This window comes from Algoriphagus sp. (assembly GCF_030694375.1).
In the GTDB taxonomy this organism is placed as follows: Bacteria; Bacteroidota; Bacteroidia; order Cytophagales; family Cyclobacteriaceae; genus Algoriphagus.
In genome coordinates this window covers 240,822-257,828 of sequence record NZ_JAUXYL010000040.1, presented here as the reverse complement: position 1 = coordinate 257,828, position 17,007 = coordinate 240,822, and the positions used below count along the sequence as shown (strand labels likewise).

General features: G+C 41.8%; 16 protein-coding genes. 9 read left to right on the top strand and 7 right to left on the bottom strand.

Annotated elements, in window-relative coordinates; genetic code table 11:
• Positions 1 to 600 precede the first annotated feature (600 nt).
• Complete coding sequence (locus tag Q8M62_RS15585) at positions 601 to 1,515, bottom strand: YafY family protein (RefSeq protein ID WP_305668192.1); 915 nt, start codon at positions 1,513 to 1,515, stop codon at positions 601 to 603.
• Between the two features lie 207 nt (positions 1,516 to 1,722).
• Here Q8M62_RS15585 and hrpB point away from each other — a divergent pair, with 207 nt between their 5' ends.
• Positions 1,723 to 4,206: an ATP-dependent helicase HrpB gene (hrpB, locus tag Q8M62_RS15580; RefSeq protein WP_304901519.1), complete on the top strand. Its 2,484-nt coding sequence runs from the start codon at positions 1,723 to 1,725 to the stop codon at positions 4,204 to 4,206.
• A 99-nt stretch (positions 4,207 to 4,305) separates the two neighbouring features.
• On the opposite strand, the gene Q8M62_RS15575 is transcribed toward hrpB, so the two are convergent.
• Positions 4,306 to 4,929 (bottom strand): hypothetical protein, encoded by a 624-nt coding sequence (locus Q8M62_RS15575; protein WP_304901520.1) that lies wholly within the window; start codon positions 4,927 to 4,929, stop codon positions 4,306 to 4,308.
• A 39-nt stretch (positions 4,930 to 4,968) separates the two neighbouring features.
• Positions 4,969 to 5,490: a HEAT repeat domain-containing protein gene (locus Q8M62_RS15570; RefSeq protein WP_304901521.1), complete on the bottom strand. Its 522-nt coding sequence runs from the start codon at positions 5,488 to 5,490 to the stop codon at positions 4,969 to 4,971.
• 48 nt (positions 5,491 to 5,538) lie between these two features.
• Between Q8M62_RS15570 and Q8M62_RS15565 the strand changes: the two genes are divergently transcribed.
• Complete coding sequence (locus Q8M62_RS15565) at positions 5,539 to 6,246, top strand: hypothetical protein (protein ID WP_304901522.1); 708 nt, start codon at positions 5,539 to 5,541, stop codon at positions 6,244 to 6,246.
• 70 nt (positions 6,247 to 6,316) lie between these two features.
• On the opposite strand, the gene Q8M62_RS15560 is transcribed toward Q8M62_RS15565, so the two are convergent.
• From Q8M62_RS15560 to Q8M62_RS15550, 3 genes are all read right to left on the bottom strand, one after another.
• Positions 6,317 to 6,694, bottom strand: coding sequence for a TM2 domain-containing protein (locus tag Q8M62_RS15560; protein WP_092729862.1), 378 nt, complete (start codon positions 6,692 to 6,694; stop codon positions 6,317 to 6,319).
• The gene (locus Q8M62_RS15555; RefSeq protein ID WP_304901523.1) at positions 6,666 to 6,992 is read right to left on the bottom strand and encodes a DUF2752 domain-containing protein; all 327 of its coding nucleotides are present in this window, start codon (positions 6,990 to 6,992) and stop codon (positions 6,666 to 6,668) included. The genes Q8M62_RS15560 and Q8M62_RS15555 overlap by 29 nt, the downstream gene beginning before the upstream one ends.
• A gap of 108 nt (positions 6,993 to 7,100) precedes the next feature.
• Positions 7,101 to 8,183, bottom strand: a complete 1,083-nt coding sequence (locus Q8M62_RS15550) for an oxygenase MpaB family protein (protein WP_305668191.1) — start codon at positions 8,181 to 8,183, stop codon at positions 7,101 to 7,103.
• Positions 8,184 to 8,232: 49 nt separating this feature from the next.
• Between Q8M62_RS15550 and Q8M62_RS15545 the strand changes: the two genes are divergently transcribed.
• Positions 8,233 to 9,126 carry a hypothetical protein gene (locus Q8M62_RS15545; RefSeq protein WP_304901525.1) on the top strand — a complete coding sequence of 298 codons (894 nt, stop codon included), beginning with the start codon at positions 8,233 to 8,235 and terminating at the stop codon, positions 9,124 to 9,126.
• Positions 9,127 to 9,144: 18 nt separating this feature from the next.
• The gene (locus Q8M62_RS15540; protein ID WP_304901526.1) at positions 9,145 to 10,062 is read left to right on the top strand and encodes an SMP-30/gluconolactonase/LRE family protein; all 918 of its coding nucleotides are present in this window, start codon (positions 9,145 to 9,147) and stop codon (positions 10,060 to 10,062) included.
• Between the two features lie 89 nt (positions 10,063 to 10,151).
• Here the strand turns inward: Q8M62_RS15540 and Q8M62_RS15535 are convergent, their stop codons facing one another.
• Positions 10,152 to 10,865 carry a DsbA family protein gene (locus Q8M62_RS15535; RefSeq protein WP_304901527.1) on the bottom strand — a complete coding sequence of 238 codons (714 nt, stop codon included), beginning with the start codon at positions 10,863 to 10,865 and terminating at the stop codon, positions 10,152 to 10,154.
• Between the two features lie 233 nt (positions 10,866 to 11,098).
• Between Q8M62_RS15535 and Q8M62_RS15530 the strand changes: the two genes are divergently transcribed.
• The 5 genes from Q8M62_RS15530 to Q8M62_RS15510 all read left to right on the top strand — a co-directional run bounded on the left by Q8M62_RS15530 (position 11,099) and on the right by Q8M62_RS15510 (position 16,986).
• A complete protein-coding gene (locus Q8M62_RS15530) occupies positions 11,099 to 12,346 on the top strand; it encodes an aminotransferase class V-fold PLP-dependent enzyme (protein ID WP_304901528.1) in 1,248 nt (415 codons plus the stop codon).
• A gap of 490 nt (positions 12,347 to 12,836) precedes the next feature.
• Positions 12,837 to 13,520, top strand: coding sequence for a GNAT family N-acetyltransferase (locus tag Q8M62_RS15525; RefSeq protein WP_092729896.1), 684 nt, complete (start codon positions 12,837 to 12,839; stop codon positions 13,518 to 13,520).
• 37 nt (positions 13,521 to 13,557) lie between these two features.
• Complete coding sequence (locus Q8M62_RS15520; protein ID WP_304901529.1) at positions 13,558 to 14,748, top strand: argininosuccinate synthase; 1,191 nt, start codon at positions 13,558 to 13,560, stop codon at positions 14,746 to 14,748.
• Positions 14,741 to 15,709, top strand: coding sequence for an N-acetyl-gamma-glutamyl-phosphate reductase (gene argC / locus Q8M62_RS15515; protein WP_304901530.1), 969 nt, complete (start codon positions 14,741 to 14,743; stop codon positions 15,707 to 15,709). The genes Q8M62_RS15520 and argC overlap by 8 nt, the downstream gene beginning before the upstream one ends.
• A 143-nt stretch (positions 15,710 to 15,852) precedes the next feature.
• The gene (locus tag Q8M62_RS15510) at positions 15,853 to 16,986 is read left to right on the top strand and encodes an aspartate aminotransferase family protein (protein WP_304901531.1); all 1,134 of its coding nucleotides are present in this window, start codon (positions 15,853 to 15,855) and stop codon (positions 16,984 to 16,986) included.
• Positions 16,987 to 17,007 lie beyond the last annotated feature (21 nt).

Sequence of the window (17,007 nt, the reverse complement as noted above, 5' to 3'; positions counted from 1 at the left end):
AAAGACATTGGATTTAAGAAAGAAATGAGGTTGTCTCAAAAGGACTGAAAGTGTCAGCCTGACCCTTCGACTCCATTCACCTTGAGCGGAATCAAAGGGTCAGTGTGACAGTATCCGAAGGCCATTTCCAGCGAATAAAGCCACATATCGACTTCGCTACCGATGACAAATTGTGTTAAATTTTATTTTTACTAATTATTCAAAATTATATTCCAATTTCATGAAGTGTGATTTGTCGCCATTAACCAGTTAATTCTGGTTCTAAGTTTAGGTTAGGTTATTCTTTTTCTTCGTTCTTTTGGCTTAACCCAAAAGAACCAAAAGGTCAAGATTTGCCAAAGCTCCCACCGCACGAGGCCGAACGCTGGCTCGCTGGCAAATCCTCCCTCCGCGCCCTTCCGATCAATGTTTTGTCTAGGCCGCTAAAATTCAATCGTAGATCAAGATTTTTATGGCCTTGGGCTTCAAAAATCCTGTCATTTCCTTTTTGTATGTTTATTGATAATTTAAGACTCATTGTAACAAACAGCAGTTATGAGACAACCTCTATGAATTAATATTCTTGATCTCTTGAGATTTTGGATATCGGACTGTTGCCTGTCAAAACACTCCCTTGCCTATCTGCTCCTTCAAATACGTCTTCATCTCCTCTCCTTCTTCCAGCTTGACTTCTCCCGGCAGTCCCAAAATAAATCGCGCCAAACCGGGAAGTTGAGGAATTACCCCTTCAAAAAAATATTGGTTTCGGTTTTTGATGGACATAAAGGGAAGCGCATTGGGATATTCCTCGAGCATTAATTGATACGCCTTCTTACTAAGCCTCAATTTTACCCTAAACTTACTTTTTCCGGTGTAGCCAAAAAGTGCCTGACCGGGAAGTTCATGCTTATTTTCATTTTTCGAACTATCCAAACTAAGAACAACCTCTCCAATCCGTTCAATTTTAAACACTTTCATGCTCTTGCTTTCAATTTCATACGCATGAATATTTTCATAATCGGTAGAAAAGCCCACAGGTTCGACCAGCCTGTCTGATACGGTATCACTGCTCAGAGAATAATAATCCTTCAACCAAATTTGCTTTTTGCCCGAAATCCCCTCCCCAATGAGATCCACAAACCGGCCGAGGTTTGCCTTAAAAAGTTGCTCTGTCCCCTGCTTTACTTCCGACTTTAGCTGAAGCTTTTGCAGAAGCGAATCACGTAGAAGGTTTGCCTTACCCTGACTTTCGATCAAACCCTTGAGCCAAAGATTTTCTTCCTGGGAAAAACTTCCAAAAGTCGAGGTTGCCGGTAAATATTCCGGTCTTTCGTTGATTTTATATTTGTTGAATTCTTTGATTACAACGAATCCCAAGGCCTCCAGCAATTTGAAATATCGATAAATGGTTCGCTCGTTGGTTTCCAATAGCTCCGCCAAGCGATGAACCGGCTTTCCTATGTTTCCTTGTAGCAGATTGATCAATTTGAAAACCCGTAGGATTTTTTGCTGTTCGATTTGTTCTGATTTAGCCATAGTTACTTTGGAATAATCACTAAATGTAAGCAGAAGGAAAAAGTATCCAGTCTATTTGACACATATTGTCAATAAAAAATAATCCTGAATCTGGAAGATGATCATTAGAGAATAATGAAAAGAAAAAAATAAAATTAGATTGGTTTTTTTGTTGTCTTTTTAAAAGTCAACCAAAAACTAATCTAGGATGGCTTAAATTCGCATCCTATGTCCGAGTTCAACCCTTTTTCCTTTGACCTTCCTGTTGCAGAAATCATACCTCAGGTCAAAAATCACCTTTCCACACAAAATTCCTTAATCATCCAAGCACCTCCGGGAGCAGGAAAGAGTACTCTTTTGCCTTTGATACTCTTGGATGAACCTTGGTTGAAAGGCAAAAAGATTATCATGCTTGAGCCCCGCCGCTTGGCGACCAAAAGCATCGCGCAGCGGATGTCAGGCATGTTGGGAGAGGATTTGGGAAAAACAGTCGGCTATCGGATTAGATTTGAATCCGCCATCTCGGAGCAAACACGGCTTGAAGTCATCACCGAGGGGATTTTGACCCGAATGATGCACAGCGACAATGCTTTGGAAAATGTAGGATTGGTAATATTTGATGAGTTTCATGAGCGAAATCTCCATTCAGAAGTTGCTTTGGCATTGTGTCGTGAGATCCAGCAGGTTCTCAGGCCTGATCTTCGGATTTTGCTCATGTCGGCGACGATCGATGCCGAGCAGCTTTCCGGCTTGTTGGGGGCAAAAGTGATTCAAAGTCAAGGCCGGCAGTACCCGGTGGAAGTTAATTACCTTTCTGAAGTGGATGAATATGCTATCGGAGAAGATGCTGCCCGACAAATTATCCCTTTGACCAAAAAGCATGAAGGTGATTTTCTGGTATTCCTTCCCGGTCAGGGAGAAATCAAAAAAGCGGAAGAAATTCTCCGTCGAGCGATCCCTAATGCAGTGGTTTTACCGCTTTACGGTCAACTTTCTCCTTCAGAGCAAAATCAGGCTATTCTCCCACACCCTTCGGGAAAGCGAAAAATTGTTCTTTCCACTGACATCGCCGAAACCTCACTGACGATCGAAGGGATCAAAGTTGTGGTGGATTCAGGTTTTGCAAAATCCAATCGATTTGATGCACGCTCGGGACTTTCCAGGTTGGTTTTACACCGTATCTCCAAGGATTCGGCTGACCAGCGAAGTGGTCGTGCAGGGCGTTTGACTGCCGGTCATTCTTACCGGCTTTGGACAAAAAGCACCCAGTCACAACTGCCCGAATATCGGGTTCCGGAATTGATGGAAGCAGATTTGACAGCTTTAGTGATGGATATGAAGGCATGGGGAAAACAGGAAATCCGATCCATGACTTGGCTTACACCACCTCCTGCCGGAACATTGGCTTTGGCTGAAAAAACCCTGGAGGCTTTGGATGCAATTTTGGATGGAAACCTCACCGAGCATGGAAAGGAAATCCATCAAGTGCCCTGTCATCCACGGATTGCACACATGCTGATTTTTGCGAAGCGCTTAAATCAACTTGGATTGGCTACTGATATCGCAGCAGTTTTGGAAGAACGAGATCCGCTTCCACAGGATTCGGGGGTGGATTTGAATTTGAGAATTGAAGCACTTCGGAGATTTAGAAGCCGTGGGGTAAATATGGCTCGAATCAAGAAAATCGAAAAAGTAGCCGGACAATATCGAAGAATGTTTGGTATTCAACCTGAAAATAGTCCCGTAGATCCTTGGCAGACAGGTTTGCTTTTGGCTTACGCATATCCGGAGCGAATTGCTGCTGCACGCCCTGGCAACAATGCTCAATTTCAGCTTTCCAACGGGAAAATTGCTCAAATAGGGCACCGGGATGATTTGGCGCATGAATCTTGGCTGGCAGTTGCCCATGTCGACGCACGTGAAGGAATGGGGAAAATATGGCTTGCGGCACCCTTAAATCCCAAGGATTTGGCACCGATGCTTAAAACAAAAGAAGTGTTGACTTGGGACCGGAAAAAAGGAGGCCTGATCGCTCACTTGGAGGTTCGGATCGGCGCAATTATTTTAGGTACCCGTCCCCTGCAGAAAATTGAAAAGTCATTGGCGAAGGCAGCAATTTTGGAAGCTATCGCAGGAGACGGAGAAATGCTATTAGATTTTAATGAAGAAGTAGAGCAATTGATTTTTCGAATACAATCATTAAAAAGCTGGAATCCGGAACAGGAATGGCCTTCTTGGACCTCAGAATACCTGTGCATCAATGCCAAAGATTGGCTAGATCCGTACTTGGATCATGTGACTAAAAACGAGGATCTAAAGAAACTGAATATCGGTCATATCCTACTTCACAGTCTTACTTTTGAACAGCAACAACTTTTAAATCAATTGGCGCCAAGCCGATTAAATGTGCCTTCAGGAAGTCAAATTTCCATAGAATATAAGTCCGAAGGAGAAACTCCCCTTCTTTCGGTTCGGCTTCAGGAATTATTTGGGTTATTGGAAACGCCAAAGGTAAATGCCGGAAAAATCTCTGTTTTGATAGAGTTACTATCCCCAGGATATAAACCTGTTCAGGTGACTCAGGATCTAAAGAGTTTTTGGGTAAATGGATATTTCGAAGTAAAAAAAGAACTCAAAAGAAGGTATCCAAAGCATGAATGGCCTGAAGACCCGATCAGTGCTGAGGCAGTGAGAGGAGTCAAAAAGAAGTGATAGAATTGAAATATCCGGGTAATTCTATTTAAAAATAAGAAGCAAGGAACGAATATTGGAAAAGCTAAGGACTCGGATTTTCTAGGTTTTCCATTCAAATCAGACCTCAAGCTTATCCAAGTAATCCAAAAGCTGAAGAAAAGAAGCAATGGTAAACGGCGTCATTTCTTTTTGCTTGATATTCTCAAGATAAATTTGCCTTAAAACCGGATAGTTTTCCGGATTGTAGATTTTGGCTAGGGTTACTCCTCTAAAGGAATTGTAAACAAAGTTTTGAGTCTTGAAAGCCTTTTCTTTTCGCTCCGCAAAAGCTATTTCCAGATTTTCAGGCTGAATCATCTCGTCCAGCCAATAAAATCCATGCATGACGAAAAACTTTTCCGCAGCCATGATCGCTTCTGCCAATTGACTGTCGTTTTCAATGACAAATCGCTTTGGTATTGTTTTTCCGATTTTGTCGGGAGTTTGAATCAGCGTAATAGATCGATCCGAGTAATCGCTGAGAGTAGGTAAAAATCGATGGATAATTTCCTCAACAGCATGAATCCTAATGCCAAGGTTATATTCCAGGTAGCTGACATCAGGGTATTCTGTAAAGTGGACAAAGACTACTTGCTGACCTTGGGGAAAGTTTTTAAGGTACAACAAATTACTTGAGTGAAATTCAAATCCAAAATCGTTAAAAAACTGATGATGTAACTCAATTACTTCCAGCTTCCTCATGCTTTATTAAACTGAGGAAAAATGGATTTGTTGTATTGATCAGGAAAATAATTCCCTCATTTCCTGTAACATAGGCTCGACTTCTGACTTTTTCACCTCGACACTTCCCTCATCCTCAGGATTGTGCAGGTAGTGATTCCAATGCTTTTCAGCTTTGCGGATAGTCCGGGGAGTAATATCGAATTCAACCTCATCGAGGTAAACTTTTGCAAGTGTTGAGGCTTTGTAGTTTCCAAAAAGGAAAACTTTAAAGACGTCTACAAATCGGTCACTCAGATCAAAATCCTCTAAAATCTGAACAAAAGCTCCTTGCACGGATTTGTTCTTTTTGTCAAAAATTGTTTCGAAAATCACATCTAAGGCTTCCTCCTGAAACTTGGTCTTGGATAGCGCTCTACAAGACAGGTAGGCGAGTTCCCAATTATCCCCTTTTACCAATTCTAAAAGTTTATCTTTTGCCTCTTCATCTGCCAAACCCCCAAGCTTGTCAGCAAAAAAATAAGCTTCGGATTCTTTGGGATCACACATCCGGTCAAAAACTTTTTGAATATTTTCCTGCATGATTTTCTCTTTATTTGTGCAAATATAGCCAATAGTTTTTCCACAGAAATGAATATTCCACAAGCTCGGATCATCAGCCAAAAAATTGTTGAAGCGCTGATCGCTGAATCTTCAAACCGGAAATTCATTTTTTCATACCTTAAAGAAAAGCACCAAATCTTGATTGAAGAAGGACAGGATTGGTTGGCAAAAATCTATCTGCCTTGGACAGTTGAATGTTCTCAAGATGCTGAAATAGCCGAAAATCCGGACACACATTTTTCATTGGTTTTGATCCGGGCAGGACAGGCCGTCACAGGATATTTTCATCAAGGTCAGCTCATTGACCACAAGGTTTTCAGAGCTTATATGGTCAGACAAAAACAGGGAAAATCCCAGATTAAACATCTCAAAACCAAAGGTAAATCGCGTGCAGGCTCACGTATCAGATTAGCTGAAACCGAGCGGTTTTTTGAAGAAATAAATGAGCGCTTAACTAGTTATTCATCCCTATACCCCATTGACTTTTGGGGAATTAGCTGCGCAAAAACCATGTGGCCATTTTATTTTTCTTCAGCAATAGCTCCACCATTTTCACCCAAAGCTGAAAATCTGATCGAACTTTCGTTTCATATTTCCCAAGCTTCTTTTGAGGAGTTGAAAAGCGCAGGTGAATTGCTCCAAAAATATCATTTGATTCTGTCGGAAAAAGGTAAAGCTGAATTTGAGGAATTTGAAACAAGGATTATCCCCTCAGCCAAATCTGAGGATTGGTAAATCGGCTCAATACCTGCAAATAAAAAAGCCCCGGATACCCGAGGCTAATAAAGTTAAGAGTTGAAGGAGATTAGACAGATGAATTACCCATGGTTGGGAAGTGATTGGAAATCATGGCCAAAGTTTCATGAGCCATTTTCACATTGTATTCATAGGCTAAACTTTTATAGTTGACCAAGTCGACAATTGTACCGATAAAACACAAGCCAAGTGTCAGGATGTACAGTATACCAAGCCCAATTTGACCAAGGATAAACCGATGCAAACCGGCAAATCCAAAGAAACCGATCAAGGTCAGAATTAAAATCATCTGCGCGTCTTTTCTTCGTGCCCGGTAGACTTGGGCGAAGAGGGACGCTTGGTCCTCATCCATGTTTTTCATCAAACCCTGGATGTACCCCAGTTCCATTCCTTCCAGTTCAGGAAGGTGTCTCAATACATTTGCCATAATTGTGTGTTGTTTTAAGGTTTTTTACAAGATTCCAAATTCGGTGAAAGATCACCCCGTAGGCAAGTATACCGAGCGGATGCATAGACAAGGAGGCCTCAAATTCTCCATGCGCCAAGAGACTCATGGACCTTCCTAATCCACAACCCGGACACCAATCGATTCCGAGCTGACTGAGCGGACAAAGACTCAGGTGACTTCCGGAGTGAGGGTCGAGCATCAGAATGGCGATTATGCTTCCGATCCAAAAGACCAACTCCAGCGGGAATCGATTAAGATATGGGATGAATTGCTTCATGGCTCTCAAAGTACGAAAAAGGTGCCAGCATGCAAATGTGGCTCAAAAGCGCCAGCTACCGCCCTAGTTTAAAATGACTGCCTGATTAGCGTACAAAATTGTGTCCGATTACGAACGGGAAATGACAGGAAGTTGGATGGTCATCAGTTTTCCAAACTGCTGGATTTGCTGTTGATCGAGTGCTCTTTTGAGGGTAGTATAGCTTTTTTTCGCTCCGAAATTCTTTAATCCATTCAATTTGAAGAACAATCCGAGTAGATCACCTTGAATAGATATTTCTGATTTAAGATTAAGTGCTTTTGAGGCTTCTTTACCTAAGAAAAAGGAAACAATTCCTTCAACTTGTGATGCCAAGGCAGCATCAGGAACTGCTTTCCGGTAATAACTGAGCAAGGCACCGATTAATTTTTGACCAGCCGCTGAGGCTCGGATATTTCTTGATCGAATCAATTTATCCAGCTCAAAAGCCTCTTTGGAGGTTTCAGGCCAATAGTTTACCTCAATTCCGATCAACTCCCCGATCCATTTCCAATAAGCTAACACTGCTTGATGCTCAGCCTCATCTATCGATATTCCCAACTTAAAGAGTCCTCTGAGCACGATTTGGCTAAAAGCAATATTCGTCCCGATCATATCCTCCTGATTAACTGGCATGCCGTAAGTGGACTGCCAATCTTTTGCATAATGCTTGATAAAATACCTGCTAAAAGCATGAATCAGCCGAACCTTGGCGCAAACCAAATAGGCCCTGTCGTCCGATATAAATGCTCCGGGTCGAAAAATTTCCATCACAAAGTATCCGGTCTCCCCAAGTCGCTCTCCAATAGCATCAATGATTCGCTTGGATCTAACCAAAACCTCTGCCCCATCGGCGAAAGCATAACAATAAGGCAAGGAATAAAAACCAAGCATGGCTGTGTACAAATCTCCGTTTTTTTCAAAAAATTGTTGGCCTCGTTCTAGAATAGCCTTTACCGCAGATGAGTCTGTTCTTCTGTAAAACTCAAAAAAATCAGTGACCTCTTTTGAAAAATCCTGTGATAATTTATCAGGAATTCTTTCCCACGAGTTGATGGTTTTGACCCAATCCGGGTTTTGGATCAAGGCGGAGATTGCTCGGTCAGCAAGTTCATCCTGCTGCTGACGAAGATCGTCAAACAAAGAATTGGTATATAGATGTAATTTACTCACGTCAATCTAACCTGCATTTTGTAATTTGGTTGGCTTAGAACTCACATTCATGATTAAATTTCTCATCACACTTTCACTTTTGCTTGTTTTTCAAACTCAAATCACTCAGGCTCAGGGAGGTTTTGACATTTGGGTAATGGACACAAAGGGAAAGGGACGAAAGTTTAACGTCCTGACCGAAACAGCAAAGCCACTTACCAACCGACCTGAGTATGACAATCAGCCCAATTTTATCAACGAGTACCAATTGGTTTTTTCGGCTGCCGATGAAAATGGAAATCATGATATCATAGTTTACAATTTTACCTCAGAAAAATTTACCAATCTGAGCAAGACTTCCGATCGAAGTGAATTCTCGCCCACTTTAACAGACTGCGGGTTGTATGTTTCAGCAGTAGTCGTGGAGCCGGATGGTAAGCAAAGGCTGTGGTTATACCCAACCAACTTTGGTGAGCCAGAATTATTATATGATGATATTGCTCCCGTCGGATATTACGACTGGTATGATAACAAGGCGGCAATGTTTATCCTTGGCGAACCAAACAAGCTTTCCTATGCCAGAGGAAAAGGTGATCTTTTGGAAATTGACAATCATATCGGGCGTGCTGTGAAACGGAGACCTAAAACCTCCCAAATCGGATATTTATCAATGAAATCCCCTAAGGAAACTGACCAGGGTCTTGCACTACCCATTCGGACTTATGATATCGAAAGCGGTAAATCTGATGTTTTGGGATTTGGCTTAGCAGGTTCGTTGGATTTCATTTGGCTAGACAGTAATTACCTTCTGATGGCTAGTGGAAATAATATTTATCGAAAGAAATCAAATCATTCTGAGTGGGAATTTCTGGGAAAAGTAGAATCTTCAACTCATCAAAATATATCCCGAATGGCCTACAGTCCAGAATTGAAAAAGCTAGTAGTAGTCATGCAACGTAATTAACTCCAATAATCAATGCGTATGAATTTTAAAAATGCAATAGTCTTATCGGCCTTTCTTGTAGGTTCTCTCTCAGTTTTTGCCCAAATAGAGGATAAACGTGGAATTGTCGCAAAAGGAGCGGAATTGGTCAAAGTCAAAGATGGATTTAGCTTTACAGAGGGTCCTGCAGTCAACCGAATGGGGGATATCTTTTTCACAGACCAACCCAATGACAAAATTTACAAATGGTCTGCGGGAAGCAATAAAGTGACGCTTTTCAAAGAAGGAACCGGGCGAGCAAATGGTCTATATTTTCAACTTGACGGAACACTCATCGCGGCCGCGGATCTTAAAAATGAATTATGGGCCATTGACCAAAATACCGGGGAGGAAACAGTGATCGTCCCTTCCTTTAAGGGAAAAAAACTGAATGGACCCAACGATGTTTGGGTACGTCCCAAAGGTGGATTGTATTTCACAGACCCCCTTTATGCAAGACCCTATTGGGAAGGGATCAGATCCAAAGAAATGGATCAGGATGGCCAGCATGTGTATTTTCTTTCTGCCGATAGATCAGAACTTTTCAGAGTAACAGAGGATCTTACCCAGCCAAATGGCATCGTAGGAACTCCCGATGGCAAGCATCTGTACATAGCAGATATCGGTGCAAAAAAGACCTGGAAATACGATGTGATGGAAGATGGCTATTTGACCAACAAGACACTTTTCTGCGAAATGGGTTCTGATGGAATGACCATAGATGAAAAAGGAAATGTCTATCTCACCGGTAAAGGGGTCACTGTTTTTGACCGAAATGGTACCCAGGTAGCGCATATTCCCGTTCCTGCCAATTGGACTGCTAATGTGGCTTTTGGTGCTTTGGATCGCAAAACACTCTTCATAACCGCTATGGATGCGGTCTATACCCTAAAAATGAAAACACGAGGAGTTTGGTGAAAGAATTTAGCTCACAGATGACACTGATAAACACAGATGATTAAATGAGTTCATCTGTGAAAATCCGAGAAATCTGTGAGCGTTATACTTCAGAGACAATTTTCTCCATCCACATCACAGCTTTCCCCTTCGGAATTGCCAGCCATATCAAAGATGGGATTGCTTTTGGCAAATTCCGCCCAGGCTTTTTCCAAAGTCTGATCAAATACTTCGTCAGGCTGAGCACCTGAGATTCCGAATTTTCCGTCAAGAACAAAAAATGGAACACCTTTTACTCCGATTTGTCTTGATTCATAAATATCTTGATCTACAGCTTCATCAAACTGATCTGTCTCAAGCATTGCTTTAATATTTTCTTCCTTCAAGCCAACTTCCTTACCCAAAGAAATCAAAGTTGCGAAGTCATCCACATTTTTACCTTCGGAAAAATAAGCGCTCAGCAAACGCTCCTTCATTGCATCACCTTTTCCGGACTCTTTTGCCAAATGAATCAGACGATGAGCATTTCGGGTATTCGCAACTACTGCTTTTTCAAAATCAAACACCAATCCCTGGGCAGCTGCCATATTGACCACATTGGAAGTGATCTCAAGGGTTTGCTTCATTGACCAACCTTTGGATTCCGATAAATGCTCCAAGGTATTGATCGAAGGATTTGTTTTTTGATCGGGATTGAGCTGAAAACTTTTCCACTCGACCTCAACCTTGTCTTTAAAGGAGAGTTTTTCAATTGCCTTTTCCAACTTTCTTTTACCGATGTAACAAAAAGGACAAACAACATCAGACCAAATCTCGATTTTCATAGCTTTTTTTATTTACTTAAATGACAAATCTGATTTTGTACCAAAGAGTTCAAGTCCTATCCGTGAAAACCAAAGAATGTCCCTCCTGCGCGATGGAAGTTGATTCCAAATCAACTGTCTGTCCCATCTGCCAATTTGAATTTCCAAAACGAGCTCCATGGATTACATGGATGGCTATTTTTTTGGTACTTCTGTTTTTACTTTCCTATGTTTTCTAACCACCTCCCCTTACCATGAACAAGCGTTCCTTCATCAAATCCTTGGCTGCTCTAGGTATTGGCAGCAGTTCAATATTGTCGGTAAAGGCGGCTCCTTTTTCTCTGGGCGAGCTAGACTTCTCTTCAGCTGATATCTGGGATCAAATCCGTGCCGGCTACCGAATCAAACCGGATTACATCAATTTGGAGAATGGGTATTACTGCTTTTTACCTCAGGAAACGCTGGAGAAATACATTGAGCACATTCGGGAGATCAACTATCAGGCATCCTTTTACATGCGTGGGGTCCAGTTTGAAAACAAAGCCAAGTCTGCAGCCATGCTTGCCGAACTCGTTGGGGCATTCTCTGAGGAAGTGGTATTGACAAGAAATACGACAGAATCATTAGACTTGATCATCTCAGGATATCCCTGGAAAGCTGGTGATGAAGCGGTTTTTGCAAATCAGGATTATGGGAGCATGCAGACCATGTTTGAGATGGCTTCCAAAAGATGGGGAATCAAAACTGTCAAAGTAGATATTCCCATACATCCTGAAAATGATGAGGAAATAGTTGATGTCTACCGCAGGGCCATAAGTTCAAAAACCAGATTGATCATGGTTCCGCATATTGTGAATATCACAGGACAAATTTTGCCAGTCAGAAAAATTGCCGATATGGCGCATGAACGAGGCGTCGAAATCATGCTGGATGGGGCCCATGCAGTGGGGCATTTCGCATTTAATATGCATGACTTGGATTGCGACTACTACGGCAGCAGTCTTCACAAATGGCTGAGCGTGCCACTCGGAGCAGGGATGCTATATGTGAAAAAAGACAAAATCAGCAAGATCCAGCCACTTTTGGCTCCATTTGATTTGAATCTCAAAACTATTGGATATCTCAACCATATCGGAACCCATCCAGCCGCCACTGACCTCTCCGTGATCAACGCTATAGAATTTCAGAATAAAATTGGTTTAAAGAGAAAAGAGGATCGACTGCGGTTTTTGCAAAAATATTGGTCAGACCAAGTCAGAAATCATCCCGGAATCCAAGTCAATACACCAATAAATCCCGAGCGATCCTGCGGAATAGGTAATGTATGGGTAGAAAAAATTACTCCTGCTGAAATGGGGAAAATCCTGATGGAAAAGTACAAAATCTTCACTGCGCCGATAGATGGATCCGGTGTCAGGGGTGTTCGGGTTTCCCCAAATATTTACACTTCCACAGTTGAACTGGATCAATTGGTTAGGGCATTGAAAGAAATGGCAGGATAGCATTTGGGAGTTATTGGTAAGAATTGGCAGTATAGCATTAGAACTTAAAAAGCGATAGTTGGAAGTCTAATATATTCTGATCCCCTCCTTTAAAACACTTTAGTATTTCCGCCGAATTTTATTTGGGTTAAGGGTTTTGGAGAGTTTTAAAACATGTAGAAGTATTGAATGCAAGATATTATCTCAATTAAATCAAATTTTTATATGATTTTCTTGTAATCTATTATTTGAGGTATAACATTTGCAGCTTCAAGAGCATGATTAACCAATCTTACATAGCGCCTGTTTTCACTACTCCCACCAAAGTGGAAGTATTGACTATTGCTATGCCATTTTTTGCTCCATCAAGGAGGAATAGGTTTACCTATAGGGTTTGACCCTGTAATATTTTCTGTTTTCCTACGTGGAAAACATACTCCGAATAATCCTTGACTTCTCATCTTAATCTTCACACTTCATCGTTTGATGGAGTTAACTCATGCAGTCCATTATGGAAGAAATTTCTTTCAAAATCATCGTAGCCGATTCTTCCCACAAGGCTTATTCCGTCACCATAGCAGACGAGATGGAAAATTCCGCCAAAGCCCGTGGAACAGGAATCGCTAAAAGAAGCCCTGCTTACCTCGAAACAAAAATGGAAGAAGGTAAGGCAGTGATTGCCTTGACAGCTGACGGAACTTGGGCGGGATTCTGTTACATCGAAGCTTGGGGGCATGGTAAATTCGTGGCCAACTCCGGTTTGATTGTATCTCCCGAGTTTAGAAAGTATGGATTAGCAAGAAAGATTAAGCGGGAAATATTCAAGCTCAGTCGTAAAAAATACCCGGAATCTAAAATTTTCGGTTTAACAACCGGTGCAGCTGTGATGAAAATCAATTCCGAATTAGGCTATATTCCTGTATCTTATTCTGATCTAACGGATGACGAGGAATTCTGGAAAGGGTGCAGAAGCTGTGTGAATTATGAAATTTTGATGTCCAAAAATCGTCAAAACTGCCTTTGCACAGCCATGCTGTATGATCCAAATGCCAAACGAAATCACACTGAAGACTTGGCATTGCGAGATGATTTCAAAAAAGAACTCAAACTATTTGACCGTTGGGTCAGACTCAAAAAATATGTCATGCTCAAACTGAATAAGACCAAAGATTCGGCACTAAGCATTTTCCTTTAATTCATTTCCTAAGTGAACAAACCTATTTAATATTAAAATGAAGAAAGTTGTTTTAGCCTACAGTGGAGGCTTGGATACCACATTTTGCGCACTTCACCTCACCAAGGATTTGGGCTATGAAGTTCATGCCGTCATTGTAAATACAGGTGGCTTTTCCAAAGAAGAGTTAGCAACCATCGAGGCAAGGGCAAAAACGCTAGGTGTAGCATCTTTCCATATTCTGGAAGTATTGGATACCTATTATCAGGAAGTGATCAAGTTTTTGGTTTTCGGTAATGTCTTAAAAAATGCAACCTATCCACTTTCTGTTTCCGCAGAGCGAATTCTTCAGGCAAAATCCTTGGCAGAATATGCCAAGTCTATCGGTGCAAAAGCAGTGGCGCATGGTTCTACCGGTGCCGGAAATGATCAGGTGAGATTTGATATGATTTTCCAGACGATTGTTCCGGATATCGAAATCATCACCCCCATTCGTGATCTGAAACTTTCCCGTCAGGAAGAAATCGAATACCTGAAAAAACATGGTGTTTCCATGAATTTTGAAAAGGCTGCATATTCCATTAATAAAGGAATTTGGGGAACATCAGTCGGTGGTAAGGAAACCTTGACTTCTTCTGAGTTTCTTCCGGAAGAGGCTTGGCCTACACAAGTCACTGAAACCTCCCCAAAAGAAATAAAATTGACTTTTGTTAAAGGAGAATTGAAAGGAGTCGACGGAGTGGTCTTCGAAAACCCTGTAGATGCAATTCAAAAAGTGCAGGCTATGGCGGCACCTTATGGGATTGGACGTGACATTCATGTCGGCGATACGATCATTGGAATCAAAGGTCGTGTGGGTTTTGAAGCTGCTGCACCAATTATCATCATCAAGGGACATCAACTTCTGGAAAAGCATACGCTCACCAAATGGCAGATGTTCTGGAAGAACCAGTTGTCTGAATTCTATGGTAATCACCTGCATGAAGGACATTATTTGGATCCGGTGATGCGAAATCTGGAAGCTTTCCTCGAAGACACCCAAAAATATGTTACCGGAGATGTTCGTGTTTTGCTTCAGCCTTACCGATTTACCTTACTGGGAATCAAATCAGATCACGATTTGATGTCGTCGAAGTTTGGAAGCTATGGTGAAATGAACAAGGGGTACACCGGTGAAGATGTAAAAGGCTTTACCCGTATTTTGGGAAACCAAACTTCCATCTTCCACAAAGTAAACAGCCATGACTAAAATCAGAACAGCAGTCATCGGTGCAGCGGGATACACCGGAGGAGAATTACTCCGGATTCTGGTCCACCATCCTGCCTGTGAGCTTGTCTGTGTGCATTCCAATAGCCAAAAAGGCAAAAAAGTAGCGGAAGTTCATCCCGATTTGATCGGAGATTGTGATCTGGTTTTCTCAGATCAAGTTCCAAATGAAGGAATAGATGCAGTTTTTTTGGGTTTGCCACATGGCGAAACCAAAGGATTTTTGGAAGCTCATGCTTTTAGTCCTGATACTGTCATTATTGATCTTTCGACAGACTTCAGAAATGAATCTGAGGGTTTTGTCTATGGCCTTCCTGAAGTGAATGCTGTAAAAATCAAATCTGCAAAACGTATCGCTAATCCGGGTTGCTTTGCCACTGGAATTCAATTGGCCTTAGCACCAGCAATTGCAAAAGGCTGGGTGAAGGATGTTGTTCAGATCACAGGAATCACGGGTAGCACCGGTGCCGGGAAAAAGCTTGGCGAAACATCACACTTCAGCTACCGAAGTGGTAACATGTCCGTGTACAAGCTTTTTACGCATCAGCACCTCAATGAAATTAAGCAGACATTCAGGCAAATTAATCCTGACTTCAGTTCAGATTTACTGTTTGTCCCCTACAGAGGCAATTTCTCCCGTGGAATCTGGGTCACAGCCTATTTTCCTTTTGAAGGAACTGAAGAGGAAGCTGTAAAAGCCTATCATGAGTTCTATAAAAATGCGGCATTTACTCATGTGTCCACACCGGATATTGATTTGAAGCAAGCAGTGAACACGAATAAATGCATCCTCCATATCCAAAAAGAAGCCGGACAATTGGTCATCTATTCTGCAATTGATAATCTGCTGAAAGGTGCATCAGGACAGGCTGTTCAGAATTTGAATTTGGCTTTTGGGCTGGATGAAAGGACAGGATTGAATTTGAAGTCTATTGCATTTTAAATGCAAGACACTTGACATTAGACACAAGACTTTAGATAAAACATTCAACTTCGATTTTTGCAATTCGAAGTTCAACATTTGAAATTGAGGATCGAGGAGCATTTAGACCTCGTAAATCGTATTTCGTAAATCGTACTTTAAAAATGAATTTATTCGACGTATACCCCCTGATTCCAGTTACTTTGGTGAAAGCTGAAGGATCTAAACTTTGGGATGATCAGGGACAGGAATATTTGGATTTGTATGGAGGTCACGCAGTGATTTCTATCGGTCATACCCATCCCCACTATGTGAAGCGCATCAAAGATCAATTGGATCAAATCGCCTTCTATTCCAATTCCATTCAGATTCCTATTCAAAAAGAATTTGCCGATAAGCTGGGCCACCTATCTTGCCTGCACTCCTATCAGCTATTTCTTTGTAATTCTGGCGCCGAAGCCAATGAAAATGCCATCAAAATGGCATCTTTTGAAACCGGAAAATCAGGATTCATTGCATTTACAGGTTCATTTCATGGAAGAACTTCCGGAGCAGTTGCTTTGACCGACAATCCCAAAATCATTGCTCCCTGCAATGCACGTGAAGATTTCCACATCTTGCCTTGGGGAGATTTGGATGCTGTGGAAGAAACTTTGAAGACCAACACTATTGCAGGTATACTTATCGAAGGAATTCAGGGAGTCGGTGGTATCCAAGTTCCTTCCGTTGAATTTCTCCTGGGAATTTCGGCATTGGCAAAAAAGTATACAGCCAAGCTGATCTTGGATGAAGTTCAATCCGGTTATGGAAGAACAGGTCGCTTTTTTGCCCATCAGTGGGTAGAGGGCGTCATGCCGGATCTGATCACTATGGCTAAGGGAATGGGAAATGGCTTTCCTATTGGTGGACTTTTGATTTCTCCGGAGTTTAAGGCAAGCTATGGTTTACTCGGAACCACTTTTGGAGGAAATCATCTAGCTTGTGCAGCTGGATTGGCTGTATTGGAGGTTTTGGAAGCTGAAAAACTTCAGTCCAAAGCTTTAGACCTTGGCGAAAAGTTAATCGAAGAATTAAAGCAAATTCCTGGCATCACCGATGTCAGAGGAAAAGGTCTGATGATCGGAATAGATTTGGACAGAGACGCTGGCCCTGTCCGCACTGAATTGGTGAAGAAATATCACATTTTCACTGGTTCTGCAGCCAAAAAGCAAACGATTCGATTACTCCCTCCTTTGTCTGTAGATTGGAATCAATTAAATTCGTTCTTAGTCGCTTTGAAAGAAATATTGAGTAACTGAGTTTTTTAATACCCTAGCTCC

What these genes read in the sequence shown, in the direction of transcription:
- Q8M62_RS15585 (WP_305668192.1), bottom strand. Translation starts at nt 1,515, where the DNA reads ATGGCTAAATCAGAACAAATCGAACAGCAAAAAATCCTACGGGTTTTC.
- hrpB (WP_304901519.1), top strand. Translation starts at nt 1,723, where the DNA reads ATGTCCGAGTTCAACCCTTTTTCCTTTGACCTTCCTGTTGCAGAAATC.
- Q8M62_RS15575 (WP_304901520.1), bottom strand. Translation starts at nt 4,929, where the DNA reads ATGAGGAAGCTGGAAGTAATTGAGTTACATCATCAGTTTTTTAACGAT.
- Q8M62_RS15570 (WP_304901521.1), bottom strand. Translation starts at nt 5,490, where the DNA reads ATGCAGGAAAATATTCAAAAAGTTTTTGACCGGATGTGTGATCCCAAA.
- Q8M62_RS15565 (WP_304901522.1), top strand. Translation starts at nt 5,539, where the DNA reads ATGAATATTCCACAAGCTCGGATCATCAGCCAAAAAATTGTTGAAGCG.
- Q8M62_RS15560 (WP_092729862.1), bottom strand. Translation starts at nt 6,694, where the DNA reads ATGGCAAATGTATTGAGACACCTTCCTGAACTGGAAGGAATGGAACTG.
- Q8M62_RS15555 (WP_304901523.1), bottom strand. Translation starts at nt 6,992, where the DNA reads ATGAAGCAATTCATCCCATATCTTAATCGATTCCCGCTGGAGTTGGTC.
- Q8M62_RS15545 (WP_304901525.1), top strand. Translation starts at nt 8,233, where the DNA reads ATGATTAAATTTCTCATCACACTTTCACTTTTGCTTGTTTTTCAAACT.
- Q8M62_RS15540 (WP_304901526.1), top strand. Translation starts at nt 9,145, where the DNA reads ATGAATTTTAAAAATGCAATAGTCTTATCGGCCTTTCTTGTAGGTTCT.
- Q8M62_RS15535 (WP_304901527.1), bottom strand. Translation starts at nt 10,865, where the DNA reads ATGAAAATCGAGATTTGGTCTGATGTTGTTTGTCCTTTTTGTTACATC.
- Q8M62_RS15530 (WP_304901528.1), top strand. Translation starts at nt 11,099, where the DNA reads ATGAACAAGCGTTCCTTCATCAAATCCTTGGCTGCTCTAGGTATTGGC.
- Q8M62_RS15525 (WP_092729896.1), top strand. Translation starts at nt 12,837, where the DNA reads ATGGAAGAAATTTCTTTCAAAATCATCGTAGCCGATTCTTCCCACAAG.
- Q8M62_RS15520 (WP_304901529.1), top strand. Translation starts at nt 13,558, where the DNA reads ATGAAGAAAGTTGTTTTAGCCTACAGTGGAGGCTTGGATACCACATTT.
- argC (WP_304901530.1), top strand. Translation starts at nt 14,741, where the DNA reads ATGACTAAAATCAGAACAGCAGTCATCGGTGCAGCGGGATACACCGGA.
- Q8M62_RS15510 (WP_304901531.1), top strand. Translation starts at nt 15,853, where the DNA reads ATGAATTTATTCGACGTATACCCCCTGATTCCAGTTACTTTGGTGAAA.